Origin of the sequence: Halobacillus litoralis (genome assembly GCF_009856355.1) — a bacterium.
Lineage (GTDB): Bacteria > Bacillota > Bacilli > Bacillales > Halobacillaceae > Halobacillus > Halobacillus litoralis_B.
The window spans coordinates 622,982-644,670 of the sequence record NZ_WMEW01000001.1 but is presented as its reverse complement, the minus strand read 5'-3'; the positions used below and the strand labels follow the sequence as shown (position 1 = coordinate 644,670).

22 protein-coding genes are annotated in these 21,689 nt (G+C 49.5%); 17 read left to right on the top strand and 5 right to left on the bottom strand.

Annotated features, from left to right (window positions below):
- Positions 1–15 precede the first annotated feature (15 nt).
- From thiD to thiE, 3 genes are read left to right on the top strand one after another with little or no spacing between them, the layout of a single operon-like run.
- On the top strand, positions 16–819 hold the full coding sequence (thiD, locus tag GLV97_RS02970; RefSeq protein ID WP_160837177.1) for a bifunctional hydroxymethylpyrimidine kinase/phosphomethylpyrimidine kinase: 804 nt from the start codon (positions 16–18) through the stop codon (positions 817–819).
- The gene (gene thiM, locus GLV97_RS02965) at positions 816–1,580 is read left to right on the top strand and encodes a hydroxyethylthiazole kinase (protein ID WP_160837175.1); all 765 of its coding nucleotides are present in this window, start codon (positions 816–818) and stop codon (positions 1,578–1,580) included. Before thiD ends, thiM begins: the two co-directional genes overlap by 4 nt.
- Positions 1,577–2,194: a thiamine phosphate synthase gene (thiE, locus tag GLV97_RS02960; RefSeq protein ID WP_160837173.1), complete on the top strand. Its 618-nt coding sequence runs from the start codon at positions 1,577–1,579 to the stop codon at positions 2,192–2,194. The genes thiM and thiE overlap by 4 nt, the downstream gene beginning before the upstream one ends.
- A gap of 78 nt (positions 2,195–2,272) precedes the next feature.
- Here the strand turns inward: thiE and GLV97_RS02955 are convergent, their stop codons facing one another.
- Positions 2,273–3,175 carry an aldo/keto reductase gene (locus GLV97_RS02955; protein ID WP_160837171.1) on the bottom strand — a complete coding sequence of 301 codons (903 nt, stop codon included), beginning with the start codon at positions 3,173–3,175 and terminating at the stop codon, positions 2,273–2,275.
- A gap of 31 nt (positions 3,176–3,206) precedes the next feature.
- The gene (locus tag GLV97_RS02950) at positions 3,207–4,427 is read right to left on the bottom strand and encodes a threonine synthase (protein WP_160837169.1); all 1,221 of its coding nucleotides are present in this window, start codon (positions 4,425–4,427) and stop codon (positions 3,207–3,209) included.
- Between the two features lie 181 nt (positions 4,428–4,608).
- Between GLV97_RS02950 and GLV97_RS02945 the strand changes: the two genes are divergently transcribed.
- The 9 genes from GLV97_RS02945 to GLV97_RS02905 all read left to right on the top strand — a co-directional run bounded on the left by GLV97_RS02945 (position 4,609) and on the right by GLV97_RS02905 (position 14,404).
- Positions 4,609–5,811, top strand: a complete 1,203-nt coding sequence (locus tag GLV97_RS02945) for a M24 family metallopeptidase (RefSeq protein WP_160837167.1) — start codon at positions 4,609–4,611, stop codon at positions 5,809–5,811.
- 6 nt (positions 5,812–5,817) lie between these two features.
- A complete protein-coding gene (locus tag GLV97_RS02940; protein ID WP_337192727.1) occupies positions 5,818–6,825 on the top strand; it encodes a cyclodeaminase in 1,008 nt (335 codons plus the stop codon).
- A complete protein-coding gene (locus tag GLV97_RS02935) occupies positions 6,782–7,975 on the top strand; it encodes a cystathionine gamma-synthase family protein (protein ID WP_202410550.1) in 1,194 nt (397 codons plus the stop codon). Before GLV97_RS02940 ends, GLV97_RS02935 begins: the two co-directional genes overlap by 44 nt.
- Before the next feature lie 12 nt (positions 7,976–7,987).
- On the top strand, positions 7,988–9,172 hold the full coding sequence (locus tag GLV97_RS02930) for an amidohydrolase (RefSeq protein ID WP_160837163.1): 1,185 nt from the start codon (positions 7,988–7,990) through the stop codon (positions 9,170–9,172).
- A 2-nt stretch (positions 9,173–9,174) separates the two neighbouring features.
- Positions 9,175–10,227, top strand: coding sequence for a homoserine dehydrogenase (locus GLV97_RS02925; protein WP_160888951.1), 1,053 nt, complete (start codon positions 9,175–9,177; stop codon positions 10,225–10,227).
- 15 nt (positions 10,228–10,242) lie between these two features.
- On the top strand, positions 10,243–11,685 hold the full coding sequence (locus GLV97_RS02920) for an aldehyde dehydrogenase family protein (protein ID WP_160888950.1): 1,443 nt from the start codon (positions 10,243–10,245) through the stop codon (positions 11,683–11,685).
- A 136-nt stretch (positions 11,686–11,821) separates the two neighbouring features.
- Positions 11,822–12,598 (top strand): CAP domain-containing protein, encoded by a 777-nt coding sequence (locus GLV97_RS02915; protein WP_160888949.1) that lies wholly within the window; start codon positions 11,822–11,824, stop codon positions 12,596–12,598.
- A 58-nt stretch (positions 12,599–12,656) separates the two neighbouring features.
- The gene (locus GLV97_RS02910) at positions 12,657–13,358 is read left to right on the top strand and encodes a GDSL-type esterase/lipase family protein (RefSeq protein ID WP_160837155.1); all 702 of its coding nucleotides are present in this window, start codon (positions 12,657–12,659) and stop codon (positions 13,356–13,358) included.
- Between the two features lie 23 nt (positions 13,359–13,381).
- Positions 13,382–14,404, top strand: a complete 1,023-nt coding sequence (locus GLV97_RS02905; RefSeq protein ID WP_160837776.1) for a Gfo/Idh/MocA family protein — start codon at positions 13,382–13,384, stop codon at positions 14,402–14,404.
- Positions 14,405–14,445: 41 nt separating this feature from the next.
- On the opposite strand, the gene GLV97_RS02900 is transcribed toward GLV97_RS02905, so the two are convergent.
- Both GLV97_RS02900 and GLV97_RS02895 read right to left on the bottom strand, forming a co-directional pair.
- Complete coding sequence (locus GLV97_RS02900) at positions 14,446–14,808, bottom strand: winged helix-turn-helix transcriptional regulator (protein WP_160837153.1); 363 nt, start codon at positions 14,806–14,808, stop codon at positions 14,446–14,448.
- Positions 14,809–14,828: 20 nt separating this feature from the next.
- Positions 14,829–15,029, bottom strand: coding sequence for a hypothetical protein (locus GLV97_RS02895; RefSeq protein ID WP_224869012.1), 201 nt, complete (start codon positions 15,027–15,029; stop codon positions 14,829–14,831).
- A 306-nt stretch (positions 15,030–15,335) separates the two neighbouring features.
- On the opposite strand from GLV97_RS02895, the gene GLV97_RS02890 reads away from it, so the two are divergent.
- From GLV97_RS02890 to GLV97_RS02870, 5 genes are all read left to right on the top strand, one after another.
- On the top strand, positions 15,336–17,048 hold the full coding sequence (locus GLV97_RS02890) for an ABC transporter ATP-binding protein (protein WP_160888948.1): 1,713 nt from the start codon (positions 15,336–15,338) through the stop codon (positions 17,046–17,048).
- Positions 17,045–18,853 carry an ABC transporter ATP-binding protein gene (locus GLV97_RS02885; RefSeq protein WP_237418547.1) on the top strand — a complete coding sequence of 603 codons (1,809 nt, stop codon included), beginning with the start codon at positions 17,045–17,047 and terminating at the stop codon, positions 18,851–18,853. The genes GLV97_RS02890 and GLV97_RS02885 overlap by 4 nt, the downstream gene beginning before the upstream one ends.
- A 56-nt stretch (positions 18,854–18,909) precedes the next feature.
- A complete protein-coding gene (locus GLV97_RS02880) occupies positions 18,910–19,806 on the top strand; it encodes a vanadium-dependent haloperoxidase (RefSeq protein ID WP_160888947.1) in 897 nt (298 codons plus the stop codon).
- Between the two features lie 113 nt (positions 19,807–19,919).
- The gene (locus tag GLV97_RS02875) at positions 19,920–20,375 is read left to right on the top strand and encodes a hypothetical protein (RefSeq protein WP_160837145.1); all 456 of its coding nucleotides are present in this window, start codon (positions 19,920–19,922) and stop codon (positions 20,373–20,375) included.
- Between the two features lie 20 nt (positions 20,376–20,395).
- Positions 20,396–21,049: a LysE family translocator gene (locus GLV97_RS02870; protein WP_160888946.1), complete on the top strand. Its 654-nt coding sequence runs from the start codon at positions 20,396–20,398 to the stop codon at positions 21,047–21,049.
- 117 nt (positions 21,050–21,166) lie between these two features.
- Here GLV97_RS02870 and GLV97_RS02865 read toward each other — a convergent pair whose 3' ends face one another.
- Positions 21,167–21,622, bottom strand: coding sequence for a GNAT family N-acetyltransferase (locus GLV97_RS02865; RefSeq protein ID WP_224869021.1), 456 nt, complete (start codon positions 21,620–21,622; stop codon positions 21,167–21,169).
- Between the last annotated feature and the right edge of the window lie 67 nt (positions 21,623–21,689).

Sequence of the window (21,689 nt, the reverse complement as noted above, 5' to 3'; positions counted from 1 at the left end):
GAAGGAAGTGGTTCAATGAAACCCGCATGTGTATTAACCATTGCCGGCACGGATCCGAGTGGAGGAGCCGGTATACAAGCTGATTTAAAAACGTTCCAGGAATTGCAGAGCTATGGGATGAGTGTCGTGACTTCCGTCGTCGCTCAAAATACGACAGGAGTGAAAAATGTACACCATCTCCCGGATGCCTTCATACGTGAACAGCTGTTCGCTGTCAGTGAAGACATGCCGGTTCACGCTGTTAAAACAGGGATGATTGCCAATAAGGAAATGATGCAGGTCATTAAAGACTGGATGCAGACGGTGGATGCCCCGTATATTATGGACCCCGTTATGATTGCCCAGAGTGGAGACCCGCTCGTGGAGCAGGAGGAACAGATATATTTGAAGAGGCATCTCGTTCCGGAATCAACTCTTGTAACCCCGAATATTCCAGAAACAGAAACACTTCTCAATAAGCAGATCGATAATGAAGAAGACATGAAGGAAGCGGCTGTGGAGATTGTAGAGAAACTTGGGGCCGGTGCTGCGCTTGTAAAAGGCGGGCATTTAAAAGGGAAAGCGGTCGACTTTTTATATGACGGGCACCAGCTGCACACCTTCGAAGCAGAACGCATCGACTCAGCGAACACCCACGGTACAGGCTGCACCTACTCGGCCGCTATAGCCGCTTATATGAGCCGGGGGTATCCGCTTGCGCAAGCGGTGGAAAAGGGCAAGCATTTTGTTACAGAGGCCATCCGCCATTCTTTCAATCTTGGTAAAGGGGATGGACCGACCAATCATTTTGCTGTACGTCAGGAGGTTTTTAACCAATGACACAAACGTTGATCCAGCAGCTGCGGAGCGAACGCCCGTTAATTCATAATATTACCAATGCGGTCGTCATGAATTATACGGCCAATGGTCTGCTTGCTCTCGGCGCTTCTCCGATTATGTCGAATGCCGTTGAGGAAGCCGGTGATGTCGCTCGTTTAGCAGACGGCCTTCTGTTGAATATCGGCACGTTGAACGAGCACCAGGTGGAAGCGATGCTGGAGGCAGGAAAAGCGGCGAATGAGGCCGGCGTCCCTGTCGTTCTGGATCCTGTGGGAGTGGCTGCCACCTCCTACAGAGCAGAAGCCTGCCGGAAAATATTGTCGACGGTTAATGTTGATGTGATCAAAGGCAATGCGGGAGAACTCGCTTTCCTTGCTGGAGAGAAAGTCGAGACGAAGGGCGTTGATTCTGGAGAAGCTTCGAATACAGAAGAGATTGTCCTCAAGGTTTCAGAAGTCTATCAGACGATGGCGGTCTGTACTGGGAAAACCGATGTCGTCGGGTATAACGGGGAAATATTTAAAAACGACACAGGTCATGAGTGGCTTTCAAAAGTCACAGGTTCCGGATGTCTGCTTGGGGCCGTACTCACTGCGTTTCTTTCCCTCCCGGGGGACAGAGTGGTAAACGTGCAGACGGGTCTCTATTACTTTGGAAAAGCGGCCGAACATGCAGCTTCCCTTCCTCATGTATCAGGTTCAGGGACGTTTGTGCCTGCGTTTATAGATGCCCTCGGAGCAGAAGAGGAGGTGGGCCGGTGAATTTGGAACAGCAGCTTAGAAAGTATTTGGTAATGGGAAGTCAGGACTGTGACAGGGATCCACTATCCATTCTGGACGAAGCGGTGGCTGCGGGAATTACCGCTTTCCAATTCCGCGAAAAAGGAGAGGGATCCCTTCAAGGGGATCAAAAATATCAGCTGGCAGCAGCGCTGCAGAAGCGGTGTGAAGCTGCCGGTGTTCTATTTATCGTGAATGATGACGTGGAGCTTTTCCGCTGTTTGAACGCGGATGGCATCCATGTCGGTCAGTCGGACGAACATGTGAAAGCCATCCGTGAGGCTCATCCTCACGCGGTGATTGGTCTGTCGGTATCCGATTTAACGGAATGGGAGAACAGTCCAGTCGAGCTTGTTGATTACCTCGGTGCAGGACCTGTGTTTCCTACAACGAGTAAAAAGGATGCCAACCCCGTTTCCGGTACAAAGTGGATCAGGGAATTAAAAGAAAAGCAGCCGGACATGCCTGTCGTCGGTATCGGAGGCATTACGACGGAAAACGCACACGAAGTTATAGAAGCCGGAGCTTCCGGAACAGCCGTGATATCCGCCATTACGCAGGCGGCGGACATCCGGAGAGCTGTGTCAGAGTTATAGAGGTGAAAAAAGACCGGAACGACGTGATGATAAGCGTCGTTCCGGTCTTTTTATGATAATCAAACGTCTTCGGATGAATTACGGCACATCGTGGCCCATGGAGCTTTGAAGAATTTCAAACCATTGATCATGATTGAGCGTGTAATCAAGACTTCTCACAGCACCGGAAATCCGGTTCTTTTTCCCGGAGCCTACGATCGGCATAATCCGGGAAGGGTGGTTCAAAAGCCATGCATACATAACTTCATCAATGCCCTCTGCGCCGATTTCCTCCTGGATCTTTTTCAGCGTGGTGCGCAGGCGCACGGCTTTTTCCTCGGTGGATGTAAAGACTTCACCGCCGGCCAGAGGGGACCAGGCCATAGGTGCGACGCGTTTCTGCTGACAAAGGTTCAACGTACCATCTTGAAAGTTTTCCAGTTGGTAGGCGGAAAGCTCCAGCTGGTTGGTTACGAGAGAAAACGGCAGATAGGATTCAAGCATCTGCCATTGATGATCCTTGAAGTTGGATACACCGAAGGTACGTACTTTTCCCTCTTTCTGCAGCTGAATGAAAGCGTCAGCTGTGGATGCAGGATCCATGAACGGATCCGGACGATGGATCAATAGTGTGTCGATGTAGTCTGTCTGAAGGTCGGTAAGGGACTGTTCCACCGATCGTATGATATGTTCTTTCGTCGTATTGTAGTGATGGGTCTTATGGTCAGGCCGGTTTTCAGAAGGAAGAACGATGCCGCACTTCGTAACAATTTCCATTTGGTCTCTGAGAGATGGCTTCAGGCTGAGTGCTTCACCGAAAAGCTTCTCACACGTGTAGCCCCCATAAATATCCGCATGATCGAAAGTCGTGATGCCTTGATCGAGGTTGAATTCGATCAAATCAAGCGTGTCTTCTTTTGATTGGTTCCAGTCGGCTAAACGCCATAGTCCGTGTACAATGCGTGAATAAGAGAGGTCTTCTGCTAGTTGTATGCGTTCCATAGGATCCCTGCTTTCTTTAAGAATATGTTCATCATACCTTTTTTTCCAAAACGTCACCAGGTTGAAGGACTGGTATATCCAGATTTACGGTATCCGGGTATTTGATGCCGGCTCCGGTATTTAATACGACGACATGCTCCCCGTCTTTGATCCAGTTTTCCCGGCGCAGTTTTCTGGCAGCGGAAAATGATGCCGCTCCTTCCGGGCACACAAATGTTCCTTCCATTTGGGCAGCCCGCTGCTGTTCTTCCAAAATCGACGATTCAGATACAGCAACAGCACAGCCGTTGGACTTATATACCGCATCCAGCACAAGAAAATCACCGATCGCTTTAGGGACATTGATTCCGAATGCCATCGTTTCTGAATTCTCCCAGAAATCGGATTCTGTCCGTCCCTCTTCCCAGGCCTTCACAATAGGAGCACAGCCTTCTGATTGAACAGCGACAAGTCTCGGCATCCTTCCATCTTCCACCCAGCCCAGCTGCTGCAGTTCCCGAATCGCTTTATAAATGCCGATCAAACCGACTCCGCCTCCGGTAGGATACAAAATGACATCCGGAAGCTTCCACCCCGTCTGTTCCGCGATTTCCAGCCCCATCGTTTTCTTCCCTTCGATTCTATATGGTTCTTTCAGTGTGGATACATCATAGATGTCCGGATCTTTGACAGCCTGGGATATGATTCGTCCCGCATCGCTGATTAAGCCGTTGACAAGGAAGAGTCGTGCTCCCGAGACCGCGCATTCATTCCGTGTAATTTTCGGTGCATCGACCGGCATCACGATGGTGGGAATGATGGACGCCCGGGCGGCATAGAGGGACCACGCTGCCCCGGCATTGCCGTTGGTCGGCATGGCTAGTTCCCTGACACCGAGTTCGCGGGCTTTAGATACTCCTACAGCGGCGCCGCGGGCTTTGAAAGACCCCGTCGGGATAACGCCTTCATCTTTCATATCCAGCCGGCCGATGTTCATGTCATCTCCTAAAACAGGCAGGGAGAGCAGCGGTGTCATCCCTTCTCCCAGTGTTACACGATGGGAAGGGTCCTGAAGTGGAAGGAGCTCATGATAGCGCCAGAGATCCGGGCTTCGTTCTTTAAGGCTTTCCTTTGTCCAGGAAACAGACAGCGCTTCCAAATCATAGTTCACAAGCAGTGGTGAGCCGCATGTACATAGATGGTGAGTTTCTGAGGTGCAGTAGGTTTTCGAGCATTTCGGACAGTAAAGGTGAGAGATATAACTGTACGTCATGGATCATCCTCCTACAAACATTTATAAAGAGCATAACACTTACAGGGACATCCGTGTCCATTGTGTAGCAAAGACAACCTTGAAAGTTCATACAATTTTTACATTACATAAAAAAATCCTGTTGAATACAATGGACTTAATAAAGATTTAAAATTCCGACAATTCGGATGGAGGGGATGGAATGGTTCTTCCTTTTGACATTTTGGAGTACCAGAAGCGTCTGCAGGCCGTCAAAGGAAACATGGCGGACAGAGGGATCGACGTGCTGTTGATTACGGATCCTGCCAATATGAATTATCTCTCCGGCTATGATGCGTGGTCGTTTTATGTCCATCAAATGCTCGTTATTTTGATTGATGAACCTCAGCCGCTCTGGATCGGACGATACCAGGATGCCGGTGGTGCCAGAGCAACGACGTGGATTTACGACGATAATGTAATTGCCTATCCGGATTACTATGTTCATTCAGCGGTGTACCATCCGATGGATTTTGCAGCGGAAATTATCCGTCAGATCGGTCAGGGGAAGAGGCGAATTGGTGTGGAGATGGATCATTACTACTTTACAGGTATGGCTTTGGAACGACTGAAGAAGGGTCTTCCGGACGCTTCTTTTACAGATGGTTCTCTGCTTGTTAACGAAGTGAGAATGATCAAGTCAGACCAGGAAATTGAATATATGAGGCGGGCAGCCCGGATCGCTGATCTTGCAATGACTCAAGGAGTGGAAAGTGTCCGTCCCGGAGTGCGGGAGTGTGATACGGCGGCGGAGATTTACTACCATCTTGTAAAAGGCACCCCCGAATATGGCGGGGATTATCCATCCATCGTGCCCCTGCTTCCGACCGGGGATCACACCTCGATCCCACATTTAACGTGGACGGACCGGCCGTTTGTAGAGGGGAGCGCCGTCATTATAGAGCTTGCAGGGTGTTACAAACGGTACCATGTGCCTCTCGCAAGAACGGTATCCATCGGCCAGCCGAATGAGAAAATGAAACAGGTGGCTCCTGTTGTCCTGGAAGGTATCCAGACCGTCCTGGATGCTGCTAAGCCGGGGGTCACCTGCGGGGAGCTTGAAGAAGTGTGGCGGCATACGATCAAGAAATACGGATATGAGAAAGAAGCCCGTCTCGGTTATTCTGTCGGCATGAACTACCCGCCGGACTGGGGAGAGCATACGGCCAGCATCCGAAGAGATGATCCGACGGTGCTGCAGCCGAATATGACCTTCCATCTCATTCCGGCACTTTGGTTTGATACGGATGGAATTGAAATATCAGAAACGTTCCGGGTCACTGAAACCGGCAGCGAGCGCTTCACGACCTACCCTCAGGAATTAGTGATTCGTGATCATCTGGACTTGAGTGGACAAATCAGCTGAAAGGGAGTGGACGTCATTCAACTGTACACGCGGAAGGAGATCGAGCGTATCATCCGTCTCGATCCTTCACTCATCAAAGTTATTGAACAAGCTTTTACATCGTTGGTTACAAAAAAAGTGACGATGCCGCCTATTATGCGTATAGATGTGCCTGAGCACAACGGAGAAGTCGATATAAAGTCCGCCTTTATCGAGGGTGAAGACAGCTTTGCCGTTAAATTATCGTCCGGGTTCTTTAACAATCCTTCTCTCGGACTTCCGACATCCGGGGGGATGATGGTCCTGCTTAACAGCCGGACAGGGCAGCCGCTCGCCGTATTGGCTGATGACGGTATGCTGACAGATCTGCGTACAGCGGCCGCAGGGGCGGTTGGTGCAGCGTACTGCAGCAGAAAAGACGCACGAAGGGCCGGTATCATCGGTACAGGTGCTCAGGCAAGACTCCAGTTGAAAGCTTTGACGTTCGTCCGTCCTATTGATCACGTCTATGTGTATGGACGGAAAGTGGAGCGGGCAGAAGCGTATAAAGAAGAGATGGAAAAAGAACTCGGCCTGCCGGTGACCATTTGTTCCAGTGTGAAGGAGGCCGTTGCAGAGAGTGACATCGTGGTAACGACTACACCATCCCGAAAGCCGCTCATTTTTGCGGAATGGATGAAACCCGGGCTGCACATTACGGCTATGGGGTCGGATGCGGAACATAAGCAGGAGCTTGATCACGGCGTCCTGGAAAAAGCGGACAGCATCACATGCGATGTTATCCACCAGTCCGAGCGTCTTGGAGAGCTGAGGAGCGCAGCGGCTCTGAAAAGTCCGGTTATGGAACTCGGTGAGCTTACAAGCGGACGCAAACAGGCACGCACTTCCGATGAGGAGATAACGGTGTGTGATTTAACAGGAACAGGGGTTCAAGATACAGCAATCGCGAGGTTTACCTGGAACGCCTTGAATAATAAAGGAGATGATCATGATGAAAGAAGCCAAAATGAGCACCAAATCCATCTGGGCCGGTGAAAAGGAACAGCTGGCCTTCGGAGCCACACAGGTACCTGTCGTCCACAGCGTATCCTTTGGATATGATGACATGGATGAGTGGTACGACGTAGCGGTAGGCGCCAAGCCCGGCCATATTTATGGCAGGAACACCAACCCGACGGTTCAGGCCTTTGAAGATAAAATCCGCGTTTTGGAAGGAGCAGAGGCAGCCACAAGCTTTTCTACAGGCATGGCGGCGATCAGTAATACGCTGAGTACGTACCTGTTCCCTGGAGACAGAGTGGTTTCCATCAAAGATACGTACGGCGGAACGAATAAGATTTTTACAGAATTTCTTCCTAAACAGCAGGTGGAGGTCGTTCTTTGTGAGACCGGGGATCACGCGTTGATTGAAGAGGAGGTCGCTAAAGGGTGTAAGGTGCTGTACCTGGAAAGCCCGACCAATCCGACGGTGAAGATTACAGATATCAAACGGATGGCCGCGGCAGGCAGAGCTGCCGGTGCGCTTGTCATCGTTGATAATACATTTGCGACACCGGTGAACCAAAACCCGCTTGAGCTGGGGGCTGACCTCGTCATTCACAGTGCTACGAAGTTCCTTGGTGGTCATGCCGATGCACTTGGGGGAGCGGTCTGTGGCAGAAAAGAGCTGATTGAACCCATTTACCATTACCGCGAAATTAATGGAGCCACACTCGACCCGATGGCGGCGTATCTTCTGCTGCGCGGTATGAAAACATTGAAGCTGCGCGTTGACCAGCAAAATAAAAATGCGGCAGCCATCGCTGAGTACTTGAAATCCTTTGATGAAGTGGAGGCCGTATTTTATCCGGGGCTTCCGGAACATCCGCATCATCAGACAGCCAAAGAGCAGATGAGAGGTTTCGGAGGAATGCTCAGCTTTTCTGTTAAAGGCGGAATCGCAGGCGTTCGTGATTTGCTTCCCAAGTTGAAATACGCCAACAGAGCAGCGAACTTAGGGTCTGTAGAAACCGTTGTCGGTCCTTCGAGAACGACAAGTCATGTGGAGTGTACACCGGAGGAACGAGCTGCTATGGGCATTCCCGAAGGTTTGATCCGCTATTCTGCAGGAATTGAGGACATTGAGGATTTGAAGGCGGACTTAGCCCATGCGTTTCAGTCTATAAAAAGCTACGTCAAGCCTTAAGGGGGAAGCGGTGTGAAAACCAGAAACCCGGACTTGGCCCTTAGAGCCCGGCAGTTATTTGAACAGCTGATCATCTGGAGGAGGGATTTCCACCGCCACCCTGAACGCAGTTTTCAGGAAAAGCGGACGAGTGAAACGGTCGCTGCCGAACTTAGAAAACTTCCGCTCTATGATGTGGAGGAGAAGGTGGGCGGCTATGGTGTGGTCGCTGCAATCAGTCATGGAGAGGGCCCGGTTATCGGTCTGCGGGCGGATATGGATGCACTTCCGATCCAGGAAACGACCAGCCATTCTTTTTCTTCTTTGTATCCTGGCGTGATGCACGCCTGTGGACATGATGCCCATATGGCTGTGCTGCTCGGTGCCGCCCGACTGCTGCATGAGGATGCTGTGCAGGGGAATTTCAACGGCACGGTGAAACTGATCTTTCAGCCGGCAGAAGAATGCTGCGACTCCGCAGGGGAAACAGGGGCTGTTAAAATGCTGCAGACCGGCAGGCTGGATGATGTTCAACGGCTCGTGGCGCTTCACATGTGTCCGTGGCGTAAAACCGGGGAAGTGCAGTGGCATGATGGACCGAGCATGGCGAACAATGATGAATTTTCTATTGTTATCCACGGCTCCGGAGGTCATGCCGGTTATCCCCAGCATGTAAACGATCCAATCTGGATCGCTTCGTCTCTGCTGGGCGCTTTATACAGCCTGAATGGCCGCCGCATGGACCCCCTGGATATTGGGACGCTCAGTATTGGGAAGATCGAAGCGGGTGAAGCGGGAAATATTATTCCGGACCGGCTTTTGATCAAAGGGACGATCCGCTCTTACAAGGAGTCCGTCAGAAATAAGCTGGTCGAGGATCTGAAGCAGACTGTGACCTTAGTGACGGCCCTTGGTGGAAGCTATGATCTTTCTGTTCAGCGGGGTGAACCCGCTTTAGTGAACGATCCGGAGGTGAATAGGGCAGTAAGGAAAGCGGCGTCCGGTTTTAAGCTTATTGAAGAGCCCTTCGGTATGGGAAGTGAAGATTTCAGCTACTACACAAAAACCATACCCGGGGCCATGTTTTTCTTAGGGTGCGGGCTGAAGGAAGAAAAAAGTCTGCACCAATCCGATTTTGATTTGGACGAACAAGCCCTGCCATTTGGGGTGCAGGTGCTTTTGGGCAGTGCTTACGAACTATTAGAGCGAGGAGGATGAGAATGCCTGTAAAAATCGCTTTTATCGGTTTTGGGGGTGTAGGGCGTGCGCTTGCGGAAATCATTGAAGAAAAACGATCCCGGCTCAAGCAGCATTATGGACTGGAGGCCGTCGTTGTCGGAGTCAGCGACTTAATGAAAGGGTCGGTGTATCAGCCGGAAGGCCTTGATATTCCTGTTCTTTTGAAAGGGCTCAACGATCATGGGACTGTGGAAGGCTACCCTGAACGGGCGGGGGTTGTTAAAGGCTGGGACAGCATAGAGATGATTGATCACTCTCATGCAGATGTCATCGTTGAAGTCACATATACCAATGTGGAAACAGGTGAACCTGCATTGAGTCACTGCCGCCGGGCTCTGGATCAAGGGAAAAGTGTGATTACGACAAATAAAGGTCCTGTCGCCCATGCGTATAAGGAATTGACTGAAAAAGCGTCGGAAAAGGGGGCCTTTTTCGGATTTGAAGGTACAGTAATGAGCGGGACACCGGCGCTGCGTCTTCCAGAGCAGACCCTTGCTGGAAATACGATTTATAAAATCCAGGGTATTCTAAACGGTACGACCAATTATATTTTGACGGAAATGGAAAAAGGCCTGGCGTATAAAGATGCGCTCAAGCAGGCGCAGGACCTGGGGTATGCAGAAGCCGACCCTGTCAGTGATGTGGAAGGCTATGATGTCCGCTATAAGCTGGCCATCCTGTCGAGTCATGTTTTCGGTGTTCCTTTGTCCCCGGACGATATTCCCTGTACAGGTATCACAGGTGTGACAGCGGCTGACATACAGGAAGCTGACAAAGCGGGAGAGAAGTGGAGGCTGATTGGTACGCTGGACTGGAATGGTGGACGCGTAACAGGAACAGTCCAGCCGGAACGCGTGCCTCAACAGGAGCCCCTCGCTGGTGTAACAGGAGCTCTGAACGCTATTTTATATGAGTGTGATATGTCCGGACCAATATTTATGACAGGTGCCGGGGCAGGACTGAAGGAAACCGGCTATGCGCTGTTGATTGATCTGATCCATTACCATAAGCAGCAATCGAAAATAAATGTTTAGGAAAGGAGCAGAGTCATGAAAACAAATCACGTCATTGAAAAAATGCTGTGCGCAGGAAGGTGGGTGGAGGCAGCCTCTACTTTTCCTGTCTACAACCCACAGGACGGGCGTTTAATTGCCGAAGTACCTTCAGCATCAAAAACGGATATGGAGGAAGCTGTGGAAGGCGCGCATCGTGCTTTTTCTGCGGGTAATCCCTGGCCGACTCATGAGCGGATGAATGTGCTGAAAAAAGCAGCGGACTACGTGCGGGAGCATCGGGAATCGTTCGCTGAAGTGATTGCCATGGAAGGCAGCAAGACCATTACAGAAGCGCGGGGAGAAGTGAAGCGGACGATTCAAACGATCGAAATCAGTGCCGAGGAAGCCCGGCGTTTAAAAGGGGAAACCATCAATTTTGATCAGAATGAAGGCAGTGAAAACAGAGTCGGCTACTACCAGCGCTTTCCGATAGGTGTGATCGGGGCGATCACGCCGTTCAATGATCCCCTTAATTTAGTGGCTCATAAAATCGGCCCTGCGATCGCTGCGGGGAACGCTGTGGTCCTGAAGCCGGCCTCGGTTACTCCATTGAGCGCCTTGAAGCTCGCAGAGGCCTTTACAGCCGCTGGTCTTCCTGAAGGCTACCTTTCTGTAATCACGGGATCTGGAAAAGATATTGGTGATGCGTTGATCACCCACCCGGCCGTCCAGATGATTTCATTTACCGGCGGTCCTGAAGCAGGAGAAGCCATTACGAAAAAAGCAGGGGTAAAGAAGTTAAGTATGGAACTCGGATCCAATTCCCCTGTCATCGTCTTACAGGACGCCGACAGGGAAGCGGCTGTGAAGGCCTGTGTCTCCGGGGCTTTTTCAGCCGCTGGTCAAAATTGTATCGGCGTTCAGCGGATCTATGTGGAAGAACAGCAGTACGGAGCTTTCCTGGATGAATTTGCAGCAGCGGCGGCTGCTCTGAACGTGGGCGATAAAATGGATGAAACCACAGATGTCGGGCCGATGATCCAGGAAAAAGAAGCGGTGCGGGTGGAAAACTGGGTGGAGGAAGCTGTCGGTGAGGGCGCGGAAATTGTTCTGGGCGGAAAGCGGGATGGAACCTTTTACTATCCAACCATTCTTACCGGAGTTCCGCACGATGCAAAAGCAGCCAGGGAGGAAATTTTCGGACCGGTCGTCCTTGTCCATCCGGTCAGAAGCCTGGATGAAGCCATTGAATTATCAAATTCCGTGAATTACGGCCTGCATGCAGGGATCTTCACCAATAACATCCAAAAAGCGTTTGAAGCTGTTCAGTATATGGATGTTGGTGGTCTTATGATCAATGACAGCAGTGATTACCGGATTGATGAGATGCCGTTTGGTGGAACGAAAGGCTCGGGAATCGGCCGCGAAGGTGTCCGATTCAGCATGGAGGCAATGACGGAACAGAAAGTCGTCTGTTTTCAATTGAACAGCCGTTAACACATAAAAAAGCTGTGGGAAATCCGCAGCTTTTTTATGTGTTGACGCAGGCGGTGGTGCTGGTACTTCTTTGCAGGGATAAGGTTATGGAAAGAGCAGATAGTATAGATGAACCTATTCCTTAAGGAGGATGAAAATGAGGAAGAATATCCTTATGATCTTATCAGTCATCATGCTGATCGGCTTGCTGGCTGCTTGTAATACAACAGAAGAACGTGCGCGTGAAAGTCAGCGCAACAATTTGAACCAGGTTACTTTTGATCCGGAAGATGAGAACATGCAGCAGGAACAAAGGTATGCTGTAGATCCCCGCTCCAATGAACAGAGCCGCTTTGATGCCAACGTATATTTTGAGGGCATCAATCCCAATGGTCCGAATGGAACGATGGAAGGCCCGTACTTTTTTGATCAGGAAGGCCGGTATGACCAGCGTCAGGCTGCACCATCCGGGGATAACCAAGGACAGCCGGAGTCTGCTGAACGAAACAATAAACAGGCGGAAAAAGACACCACTCCAAATGAAAGCCAGACAGCATCCGGTGATTTTCAGAAAAAAGTCATTGAGTTAACGAACGAAGCCCGTAAAAAGAATGGGTTGAAGCCATTGAAAAATAGTGCGGAAGTAGAAGAGGTTGCTCAGGTGAAGTCAGAGGACATGGCGAAAAATGATTACTTTTCCCATACGTCTCCAACCTACGGCAGTCCGTTTGATATGCTGGAGGACTTTGATGTCGACTATTCTACAGCGGCTGAAAACATTGCGGCAGGACAGCAGTCTCCGAAATCCGTCGTGGATGGATGGTTGAACAGTTCCGGTCACAGGAAAAACATCATGAATAACAGTATCACCCATATTGGTGTCGGCTATGCCAAGGATGGCAACTACTGGGTGCAGATGTTTATAGCGAAGTAATGAAAAGCGTCCGGCTCTGCCGGCGCCTTTCTACATAAATAAGCAAAGGAAGATACGCATGAAGAAGATAGGACTTCTGCTGTTTCTGCTTCTCTGGATGACGGGGTCAGCCCACGTCTACTCTTCTGAAAAGCAAATCACAGCGCTTGGCGATTCCATCCCATATGGGTATCAGCTGACCCCGGGAAACAAACAGGCCTCCCCTCAAGCTTTTCCCTATTTAATTGGGGAAAAGAGTGGGATGGCGGTTCATAACCTCAGTGTCCCAGGATTAACATCAGGCGAACTGCTTCAGGAGTTGAAAACAAATAAGGCTGTCCGCAAGACTGTAGCCGATTCGGATTATGTTCTTCTTTATATAGGGGGGAATGATCTCCTGAATTTCCTGAAGCAGAACGATCCTGGTCATGGAGTGGATTTGGAAAAAGCGGCGCCCGTCATCAGAAATCTTATCTACAATGTATATTCGACGATTCTGGAAATTGACGCGCTTACAGACGGGGAAATCTTTATCTATAACCTGTACAATCCGTATCCGGCTGCCTCTGATCAGTTGAATGCCCCTCTGGCCTATATTAATAAGCAGTATCAATCGCTCGTTCAATTAGTCCGGCATTTTGCGTCTGTCACGTTACTTGACGCTTATGAAGTGTTTGACGGACATCCGGAATATATCATTGAAAGAGATGTCCACCCGAACAAAAAGGGGCAGGAAAAGCTGGCTGAGCTGGGTTGGAATCAATTGAAAAAGAAGCTGTAAATATGGGGATTCCTTATGGTTTCATGTATAATAAAGACCATAAAGAACAGGGAGGTGTATCGTGGGTGAAGTTTGCCATTATAGGAACGAATACCATTACCGAGAAGCTGATTGAAGCCGGGGGCAGTCATCCGGAGTTTGAATTGACAGGCGTTTATTCGAGAAACCAGGAGCGGGCCGATGCGTTCGCCGATCAATATGGAGCCCCGCTTCGCTTTACGAAAATAACCGATCTGGCCCTCAATGAAGAAATAGAGGCCGTATACATAGCCAGTCCGAATGCTCTTCACGCTGAGCATGCGGTCACTCTCATGAAGCACGGGAAACATGTGCTCTGCGAGAAGCCGATGGCGTCCAACCAGAAGGAAATTGCCGGGATGATTGATACCGCGAAAAATCAGAATGTCGTGCTGATGGAAGCCATGAAATCCACACTGATGCCGGGATTTGCAGCGGTGCAGGAGCATCTGCATAAGCTGGGTCCGATCCGCCGGTACGTGGGGAACTTTTGTAAGTACAGCTCCCGCTATGATGCGTATAAGCAGGGAGAAGTGCTGAACGCATTCAAGCCTGAGTTATCCAATGGCTCATTGATGGACTTAGGGATTTACGGTATTTATCCGATGGCCGTATTATTCGGAGCTCCGCGCTCAATTAAAGCCAGCGGTCTGTTTCTGGAAACCGGCGTTGACGGCCAGGGCTCTGTCACAGTGGACTACGGAAATATGGAAGGTGTCGTGATGCACTCCAAAATTATTGATTCTCATGCCCCTTCGGAGATTCAAGGGGAAAAAGGGACCATGATCATTCCGAATATTTCTGAGCCGGACCATATTCATATTCTATATCGAGACGGGACGCGGGAGGAGCTGGACGTCAAGAATGGTTCACATCCTATGTATTACGAAGTGGCCGAGTTTATCGATGTCATTCAACAGGGAGCGGAACAATCTGCTGTGAACTCTTTCGAACATACATTAATCACCGCCCGCATCATGGAGGAAGCCCGCAGGCAGATCGGTCTGCAGTATCCAGCTGATGAATGAGCCCATGAAAAAAAGAGGCACGTATGTTTTCGTGCCTCTTTTTATGGTGTGGATTCGTCACCTGTCCGGCCGGGGTAGGACTGCACCGCACGCATCTCTTCCTGGTGCTTGATTCCCCACTGGTTCATGGCGTGGAGAAAGGAAGCCGTAGACCGGCCGTAGGAGGATAAGCGGTATTCAACATGAGGCGGGACGGTCTGATGGTCAATTCTTTCCACAAGTCCGTCATTCATCAGCTGTTTCAGCTCTCGTGCCAGGATCCGTGAAGAAATATTCCCATCGAGAGAACGGCGGAGGGCATTAAACCGCAGCGATTCATCCTGCAGAAGCTTCCAGAGAATCAACCCCTTCCATTTCCCACAGACGACCTCCAGTGTGACACTAATGCCGACTCTGCTTTCCATCAGTTCCGCCTCTTTTCCATTTATTTTTTCTGCCCCTGCTTCAGCATGGCTTTTTCGTAGCCTTCCATGATGCCCTGGGCATATACTTTATTTAATACCGTCATCGTTTGAGGAATGATTTTTCCTTCCTCTGATGGAGATATCTGATTCAACAAGTCCACAAGTTCGAGTAATTCTTCCGTGACGGGAAAAATAGGCTTTATATTGTCCAAAAGGATCACCTTCCTGATAAATCGGAAAACACTATGACTATAATTCTATTTCCTTTTAATTAACATCACAAGTAGTTACAAAAAGGTTAGTTTCAACAAAGACCATTATGAACTAAAATTAGTTGTTTAAGCAACAACTAAGTCCGTGATTCCGGGGGGTTCAGCCGGTCGAATACGAGCGTATGTGTTGTACATAAGTTATACTAATATAGTTTATTTGGGGATTTCTGTATAAGCCGAATGGTGAAATGTACGTAAAATAAGGGCTGGATATGGAGCAGCTTGTACAGCGGGCTCAGCCGGAAAGGAAAAAATATGAAACGAATATTTTCTTATGCTCATCCTTATAAAAAATCCGCTGCCATTGCTTCAATGCTCATGCTGATTGAACTGGTCGTCGAACTGACTCAGCCCGTACTCATGGCGAAGATCATTGACGATGGAATCGTCACAGGTGATTTATCGGCGGTCACCTTCTGGGGCTTGGTCCTGCTCGGTTTATCGGCTGCCGCTTTTGCTGCCGGGATAACGAACTCCTTTTATGCTGCGGATTTCAGCCAGGGGGTTGGACATGATCTGCGACGGGACTTATTTGAGAAAGTCCAGTACTTTACTGATGAACAGTTTCAAACAATTTCAACCCCGAGCCTGGTCACAAGAATAACGAATGATGTGATCCAGCTGCAGTCCCTGCTCTTTATGCTGGTCAGAATCGGCCTCCGTGCCCCTTTGTTTATCATTACCGCCCTTATCATGGCGCTGACCATTGATGTACGGCTTTCGTTGATATTGATCGGGTGTGTTCCTGTGTTTCTCCTATTCTTGTTTTTCATTTTAATCAAAGGAGTCCGGTACTTCAAAAAAGTGCAGGAGAAACTCGATGCTTTGAACAGTGTGATCAGACAAAACTTATCCGCCGTCCGGCTTGTGAAGGGATTCAATCGTAAAGATTATGAGGAAGAGCAGTTCCGTACGGCCAATGCGGAGCTCGTCGATCAGAATAAAAAGGCGCTCTGGTTGATGGAAACGGCTATGCCGATGGTGATGTTCGGGATGAATGCGGTCATTCTTATTCTGCTCTGGACAGGCTCCGGTTTTCTGAGCCTCGGAAGCCTGCAGCCCGGTGAACTCGTAGCCATCATCAACTATGCGACAAGAATCCTTTTTACGTTTTCTGTTTTTACTTTCCTCATTCTTATGGTTTCCCGGGGCCAGGCCTCTGCCGAAAGGGTGGAAGAGGTCCTTATGTCGTCCGTGGAAAATGGTCGATGCATAAATTCCGGTCCGTTTGATAAAGCCCAGGGCGGAATCCGTTTTCTTAATGTATCTTTCCAGCGGTCGGGTCATCAGATACTCAGGGACATATCCTTTGAAGCTGAGAGTGGGAGCACCGTGGGAATCATTGGAGAGACAGGCGCAGGTAAAACCTCTCTCCTTCATTTAATACCCCGATTATATGAAAAAGAATCCGGGCAGATTCTTTTTCATGGAAGGAATGTGGAGGAATATGCCTTGCAGGCGTTAAGACAGTCCGTCAGCCTCGTTCCTCAGGAGGTCCAATTGTTCTCAGGAACGGTTCGTGAGAATATCGGCTGGGGAAAGGAAGGGGCCTCCGAAAAAGAGATCGAGGAGGCAGCTGCTCAAGCGCAGATTGCTGAATTTATCGAATCGCTTCCTGAGGGATATGATACTCAAATCGGACAGAAGGGGGTTGTTTTTTCGGGCGGACAGAAACAACGGTTGTCCATTGCCCGGGCTTTAGTGCGGAAACCCTCGATTCTGCTGCTGGATGACAGCACCAGTGCGCTTGATGCCCATACCGAACAACAGCTCATGAAGAGTCTGGAAAATCAGTCCTGTACGGTCTTCCTTACAGCTCAGAAGATCAGTTCCATCCAGCAGGCCGATCTGATTCTGCTGCTGGATCAAGGGAGAATTGCTGCGAAAGGCACGCATGAGGAACTGCTTGAAACCAGTGTCTACTATAGGCAGGTCTTTGAGTCACAGAAAGAAGGAGTGATGTCATGAATCGTCAGGAAACGGGGAGAGGACGTCATCACTCGATTGGGATGCCGAGGGAAAAAGCCGGTCATTTCGGTTCGACATTGAGACGGATTTGGAGTTATATGAGCGGACACAGAACTGTTTTTTTCCTCGTGTTAACAGCGATTGTACTAAGCGCCGGTTTATCGCTGCTGGGTCCTTACCTGCTTGGAAGAACGGTGGATGCCATCATCGATGATCCCGATGGAGGCCGCCTGATGACCTTCCTTGGATTTCTGCTTATCGTATACCTTCTGCACTCGGTCTTTTTGTGGCTCCAAAATTACTGGATGATCGGGATTGCTCAGGAAGCTGTCCAGCGTATGCGGGGTCAATTATTTGCTCACGTGCAGCAGCTTCCTGTCGTGTATTTTCAAAATATGCCGCAGGGGGAATTGATGAGCCGTCTTACGAATGATATTGAAAACGTAAGCCGGACATTAAACACTGCTGTCGTTCAATTTGTCACCAGCGTATTGACCATTGTGGGTACAGTCGGAATAATGCTCTGGCTCAGCCCGGTCCTGACCCTGTTGACGTTGACGATTGTTCCGGTCATGTATATCGGTATGAAATGGATTACGAACCGGACTGGTCCTTATTTCAAAAAGCAGCAGCGGCATCTGGGTGATGTGAATGGATATGTAGAGGAGATATTTACAGGACAATCCATCGTAAAAATGTTCTCAAGAGAACAGCACGTGATCAATGATTTTGCAAAAAAGAATAAGGCACTGAGAGAGTCCGGCTATTATGCCCAGGTGTACACCGGCTTTATTCCGAAGCTGATGAACATGCTGAATAATGTCAGCTTCGCCATTATCGTAGGAGCAGGTGGTCTTCTGGCGGTCAATGGATGGATCTCCATTGGGATCATGGTCACTTTTACGACCTACTCCCGACAGTTCACGCGTCCGCTTAATGATCTCGCCAATCAGTTTAATATGATCTTGTCCGCTGCTGCAGGAGCGGAGAGGGTTTTTCAAGTTATGGATGAACATGTGGAAACCAGTGACGAATCACAGGCTGTATCCATTCCGCTTAAGGGAAAAGTGGAATTTCAGGACATCTCTTTTGCCTATAAGGAAGGACAGGACACGTTGAAACACATCAGCTTTACGGCGGAACAGGGGCAGACTACAGCCCTTGTTGGAGCTACCGGAGCAGGGAAGACGACCGTGATCTCCTTGTTATCCCGATATTTTGAACCAAGTGGTGGGCGGATTCTCCTGGATGGTACAGATTTGAATGAAATCCGCCGGGACAGCCTGCGCAGTCAAATGGGTGTCGTCCTTCAGGATGCCGTAATGTTTAACACAACGATCCGGGAAAACATCCGGTACGGGCGTCTTGATGCTTCAGACGAAGAGGTGGAGCGTGCCGCCGCCTCCGCTCACGCGCATGATTTTATCGTCCGGCTTCCTGATGGATATGATACGAAGCTTGATTCAGATGGGAAGGGGGTCAGCCACGGACAACGTCAGCTTCTTTCCATCGCCAGGGCGATGATTGCTGATCCTGTCCTGTTGATTCTTGATGAAGCGACGAGCAGCATTGACACCGTCACCGAAAAGAAAATCAATGCAGGCCTGGCGGAATTGATGAGAGACAGGACTAGTTTTGTCATTGCCCACCGGCTGCACACGATCCGGTCGGCTGACTTGATTCTTGTTATGGAGAAAGGGGCGGTTGTGGAGCAGGGGACACACACATCCTTGATGGAACAAGGCGGGAAATATGCCGATCTGTTCCATGCTCAGTCCGGAGGGAAGCGTTCAACAGCCCGGTGACAATACACCTCCCGGGGTCCTGTGTCATATGGTATGACATAAGGGAGGGGAAGCGTATGTCCCGTAATCACAATTATCCACTTTGGACGGAGCTGCCTTATGCAGGAGAGGATCATCCTCCGACGCTCGATTCCGGTGTTGAAGTGGAAGCCGGTGAATGGAAAACCTATTTTATTCACCACAGCCGCCGTCATGGGTTCAAGAGACTGGATGGAAGCCCGATCCGTTTAATGATTCAGGACCCGGGCACGATCCACTGGCAGGAAGAGTTGAAGAAGGTGAAACAGGTACTGGCTGGTTTGACGGATCACGATATCCGCATAGCGAAATACTGGGGGGAAGGCCCGGCTTCCAAGCAGTGGCTTCCAATTGCTGACCGGCTGATCGACACGTATGGTGTGGAAGCTCCGCGTGCCGCCCGCATGCTGGGTGCCTTGTTCAGCGGGATGAATGATGCGTTCGTTGTCTGCTGGTCTTTGAAGTACAAGTGGCTTGTGCCGCGTCCGAATCAGCTCGATCCATCTCTTTCAACCGTCATCTGTACACCGGATCATCCATCGTATCCGTCCGGTCACGCCACCATATCCGGGGCCGCAGAAGCCATACTATGTTACTTCTTCCCGGCAGAAAGGAAAAAAATCCGGGAGCTGGCGGAAGAAAATGCCCGGTCACGACTGCTGGCTGGAGTGCATTATCCGGTCGATAACGACCAGGGGCTTCGGCTGGGGCGTCAAATCGGGAGTATTGTTGTTGATGAGTTGAAGAAGGATGAGGTCAACGGCCGGCTGCTTGACCGCCCGTTTACGCAGTATAGAAATGCCGATCTATTTCCCACTGATTACACGCAGGCGATTCCATTTGAGTATGATCAGGAGTGTCGTTCCCTGCTTCTCAGCGAGGATGATGAATCATCGTCCTATACGGAATGGATTGATCCAAAGCTCTTTTTTTAATACCGATTAGAGAGAACAGCAGGCCGGCTGTTCTTTTTGTATGGGAAAAAAGAGACAAGTTCTCCCGGAGGACCTGCATATATATGTAGGGATCATCTACAGGGGGGATAAACATGGAAGCATGGATATGGTCGGCTAAGAAGATCGGCCTGATTGGAGGAGCACTTGTCATTGCACTGGCTGCTTATTTTATTGGGTCTTTCTTTTGGAAAGGAGCCGTTCTCACCTCTACAGCTCCAACAGGTGGAGAAGCAAGAGTTGTCCAGCTTGTGACAGGGGAATTCAAGGCTGAAAAAGCGGATGGAACAAAGATTGAAGCTTATCGCTGGGATCCCGGAACGATTTTCATGGAAAAAGGAGAGGATGTTCAGTTATCCATCTACGGTGTAAACGGCAGGGAGCATCCTTTTTATATTGAAGGCACAGAGATTAAGGGTGTCGTGGAACAAGGCAAGGAAACCGTGGTGGATTTAAAGTTTGATAAGGAAGGGATTTACCGTCTTATCTGTACAACACACGCAGAGATTGACACCAATGGACCGATGATCGCTTATATTGTCGTCGATTAAATCTGCAGGGGGGAGAATGGATGGTCACTCTTCTTGCAGGGTCCATTGTACTCGGATTGTCCATTGCAGCACCCGTAGGTCCTATTAATATAGAAATTATCCGGAGGGGGCTGGCGTTTGGCTTCTGGCCTGCTCTTTGTGTAGGGCTTGGCGGGATGTCTTCCGACTTGCTGTTGATGCTGGTCATGTTTTTAGGAGCGGGAGTCGTGCTGACGTGGTCGTGGGTGCAGATCGCTTTGATGCTGCTTGGATGTTTGGTTTTAACTCATGCTGGATGGACAAGCTTCCGTAAGCCTGTCGTATCCGAATGGGACGGGGGGAAAGAAAACCGGGCGGAAGACGGTGCCGCTTGGATCTCCTATGCCCGTGGAATGCTGATCGCCGGTACCAATCCAATGAATATCCTGTTCTGGGTAAGCATCTATGGGTCTGTGTTAAGCGGAGCGCTGCAAAAGGAGGATGTGTTTCATTCTTTCTTAATCAGCTCCATGGTCTTTATCGGGATTGGATTATGGAACATGAATCTCGCTTTTTTCGTCCATTTCAGCAGATCCATCATGACCTTTTCCCTGCTGAAATGGGTTCAGCGGGGAGCAGGACTGGTTCTCGTATTTTATGGAATGAAGTTCGGGGTGGAAGCTTGTCTTCTTATTGTGAGATCCGGATGGCTGTAGCTGCCTGCTGTGCACACGGCTTCGTTCATTGGTTCGCTGTAAAAAGGGAAAATTTTCTGTTTACCTGAAAATCTTCCCTTTTTATATTTTTGAATCCTAGCTGCTTGTTGAGAGCTTCTACAGCTTCTTATGGAACACAATCATGTCGATGCCTTGGATGCCGTTCTCATAGAAGGGTTCCGGATAGGAAAGAAAGAAATCTTTTTTTATACAGTGAAAACGGAAGCCGGCTTTCTGGTAAAACGACAGGTTCTCAATGCTTGAATTGGATGTGCCGGCAATCACAGCTGTTCTTCCTTCCTTTCTGTAAAACTCTTCAATCTTTTTCACAGCCGCTCTTCCAATCCCTTGTCTGCGAAACGCTTCTTTTACAGCTATGTTTTTGATTTCGATAGTAGAGCTGTCGGGATAGGTACATAAACATCCACCTGCGTTTCTGCCGTTTACCGTAATGATGTGAAAATCACCTTCATGCATATACGTTTGAATCATCTCTTCACTTTCATCCGCCAGCAGAAGAATGTCCATGTAAGAATCGGGTTCCGCTCTATGGATCTTCACTTCGTTGATCAAGTATATCTGCTCCTCTCCACGAACATGCTGAGCATATGATAACATAAGACTGGAACAATAAATTCTG

Bases quoted from the DNA above. Each gene is read 5' to 3' on its own strand.
- thiD (WP_160837177.1), top strand. From the start codon at position 16: ATGAAACCCGCATGTGTATTAACCATTGCCGGCACGGATCCGAGTGGA.
- thiM (WP_160837175.1), top strand. From the start codon at position 816: ATGACACAAACGTTGATCCAGCAGCTGCGGAGCGAACGCCCGTTAATT.
- GLV97_RS02955 (WP_160837171.1), bottom strand. From the start codon at position 3,175: ATGGAACGCATACAACTAGCAGAAGACCTCTCTTATTCACGCATTGTA.
- GLV97_RS02950 (WP_160837169.1), bottom strand. From the start codon at position 4,427: ATGACGTACAGTTATATCTCTCACCTTTACTGTCCGAAATGCTCGAAA.
- GLV97_RS02945 (WP_160837167.1), top strand. From the start codon at position 4,609: ATGGTTCTTCCTTTTGACATTTTGGAGTACCAGAAGCGTCTGCAGGCC.
- GLV97_RS02935 (WP_202410550.1), top strand. From the start codon at position 6,782: ATGAAAGAAGCCAAAATGAGCACCAAATCCATCTGGGCCGGTGAAAAG.
- GLV97_RS02925 (WP_160888951.1), top strand. From the start codon at position 9,175: ATGCCTGTAAAAATCGCTTTTATCGGTTTTGGGGGTGTAGGGCGTGCG.
- GLV97_RS02920 (WP_160888950.1), top strand. From the start codon at position 10,243: ATGAAAACAAATCACGTCATTGAAAAAATGCTGTGCGCAGGAAGGTGG.
- GLV97_RS02915 (WP_160888949.1), top strand. From the start codon at position 11,822: ATGAGGAAGAATATCCTTATGATCTTATCAGTCATCATGCTGATCGGC.
- GLV97_RS02910 (WP_160837155.1), top strand. From the start codon at position 12,657: ATGAAGAAGATAGGACTTCTGCTGTTTCTGCTTCTCTGGATGACGGGG.
- GLV97_RS02905 (WP_160837776.1), top strand. From the start codon at position 13,382: ATGTATAATAAAGACCATAAAGAACAGGGAGGTGTATCGTGGGTGAAG.
- GLV97_RS02900 (WP_160837153.1), bottom strand. From the start codon at position 14,808: ATGGAAAGCAGAGTCGGCATTAGTGTCACACTGGAGGTCGTCTGTGGG.
- GLV97_RS02890 (WP_160888948.1), top strand. From the start codon at position 15,336: ATGAAACGAATATTTTCTTATGCTCATCCTTATAAAAAATCCGCTGCC.
- GLV97_RS02885 (WP_237418547.1), top strand. From the start codon at position 17,045: ATGAATCGTCAGGAAACGGGGAGAGGACGTCATCACTCGATTGGGATG.
- GLV97_RS02880 (WP_160888947.1), top strand. From the start codon at position 18,910: ATGTCCCGTAATCACAATTATCCACTTTGGACGGAGCTGCCTTATGCA.
- GLV97_RS02875 (WP_160837145.1), top strand. From the start codon at position 19,920: ATGGAAGCATGGATATGGTCGGCTAAGAAGATCGGCCTGATTGGAGGA.
- GLV97_RS02870 (WP_160888946.1), top strand. From the start codon at position 20,396: ATGGTCACTCTTCTTGCAGGGTCCATTGTACTCGGATTGTCCATTGCA.